This is a genomic window from Pseudomonas protegens (genome assembly GCF_003732485.1).
In the GTDB taxonomy this organism is placed as follows: domain Bacteria; phylum Pseudomonadota; class Gammaproteobacteria; order Pseudomonadales; family Pseudomonadaceae; genus Aquipseudomonas; species Aquipseudomonas protegens_B.
The window spans coordinates 22,904-24,703 of sequence record NZ_MOAK01000050.1 but is presented as its reverse complement, the minus strand read 5'-3'; the positions used below and the strand labels follow the sequence as shown (position 1 = coordinate 24,703).

Genomic DNA, 1,800 nt, shown 5'->3' with positions numbered 1-1,800 from the left:
GGGCTGCAACCGCCAGTTCGGCGGCTTCCAGTATGAAAACGGCGTGCTCAAGGTGCAGCCCCTGGCCTCGACCATGATGGCCTGCGACCCAAGCCTGATGACCCTGGACGCCGAAGTCGGCCGCCTGCTCAAGGGCGACCTGCGCACCACCTTCGGCGGCGACGAATCGACGCCGACCCTGCAACTGACCACCCAGGACGGCACCCAGCTCAAGTTCGAAGGCCAGCCCACCCCCGAGACCCGCTACGGCAGCCAGGGCCAGACCCGCTTCCTCGAAGTGGCCGCCCAGACCGTCAAGTGCAGCCACCCGCTGATCCCCGACTTCCAGTGCCTGCAAGTGCGTGAGCGCCGCTACGATGCCGCCGGCCTGCAACTGCCGACCCAGGACAACTGGCATCCGCTGTACCAGTCCATCGAGGGTTACGAGCATCAGGACGGCGTGCGCAACGTGCTGCGGGTCAAGCAATACGAATGGAAGAACCCACCTGCCGACGCCCCGTCCACGGTCTACGTGCTGGACATGGTGGTCGAGCAGGACGCCTCGGCCAAGGCCGGCTAAGCGCCACCCAGCCCCCGCTTGCCGACACAATCGGCAGGCTATAAAAAAGCCCCGTATCGCACGATACGGGGCTTTTTTGGTTCAGGGCGGGGTCAGGCCGTTACAGCACCGACTGACCGCTCATGGCCAGGTCCAGCAGTTCCCGGTTGGCCACGGCATACATGGCGTAGTCAGTGCCGCTGGCGGCACGGATTTCCACCATCATGGCGCGCCAGCGATCGGCCATGCTCGCGTTCTGCTCCAGCCACAGGGCCACGCGGGCTTCCATGTCGTCCGGCGCATCGGCCATCTGCAGCACCTTGATGGTGATCGCCCGTTGCTGCCAGTCCACGTCATCGCGGAAGGCTTCACGGGCCTGGGCCTGCCAGTTGTTGCCCACCGGCAGATCGCTGATCTGCTGCAGGTACCACGGCAGGTCCAGGGCGCTGCCCACGGCGAAGTAGGCCTTGGCCACATCGGCCGCGCTCTGACCGGTGACGTCAGCGGCTTCGATGATCGGCAGCAGGGTGTACAGGTGGGTGGTGCCTGCCACCATGCGCGCCAGCAACTCCGGCACACCGGCTTCGACATAGGCCTGGTAACGGTTCTGCCAGCCTTCGCGGGTCGGGCCTTCCAGCAGCTCGTCAAGCTTGAGGCCCAGCGCCGCCAGGTGCGGACCGAAGTGCGCGACGTCGCGCGCGGCATCCTGCTCGTTGCGCCGGCTGCGCAGGAACCAGCGGGTCGCCCGGCGGCCCAGACGCATCAGTTCGTCCATCAGCTCCAGTTGCACCTGAGCCGAGACCTGGTGATCCAGGGCTTCGATCTGACGGAACCAGTGCGGCAGGTGGAAGATGTCCCGCACGATCACGTAGGCACCGGCGACGTTCGCCGGGCTCATGCCGGTGGACTCCTTCAGGCGCTGCACGAAGGTGATGCCCATGTGGTTGACCAGGTCGTTGGCGATCTGGGTGCTGACGATCTCGCGCTTCAGGCGGTGGCGACGCATGGCTTCGGAGAACTTGGCCACCAGGCTTGGCGGGAACGCGGTCTCCATGTCACGGGTCAGGTAATCGTCATCCGGCACCAGGGACTTGAGCAGGGCTTCCTTGAGGTCGATCTTGCTGTAGGAAATCAGCACCGACAGCTCTGGACGGGTCAGGCCCTTGCCGGTCGCGGCGCGCTCGGTGAGCTGCTCCTCGGTCGGCAGGTACTCGATGGCGCGGTCCAGCTTGCCACGGCCTTCCAGGTCGCTCATCAGGCGC

Annotated in this window: 1 protein-coding gene and 1 pseudogene; one reads left to right on the top strand and one right to left on the bottom strand. The window is 65.9% G+C overall.

Annotation, left to right across the window (positions count from 1 at the left end; all coding sequences use genetic code 11):
* Positions 1-559: META and DUF4377 domain-containing protein (locus BLX41_RS12460; protein WP_259744778.1), on the top strand; the 559-nt coding region annotated here is incomplete at its 5' end.
* A 100-nt stretch (positions 560-659) separates the two neighbouring features.
* Here BLX41_RS12460 and BLX41_RS35200 read toward each other — a convergent pair.
* Positions 660-1,800, bottom strand: a pseudogene (locus BLX41_RS35200) (NAD-glutamate dehydrogenase); the annotation flags it as partial.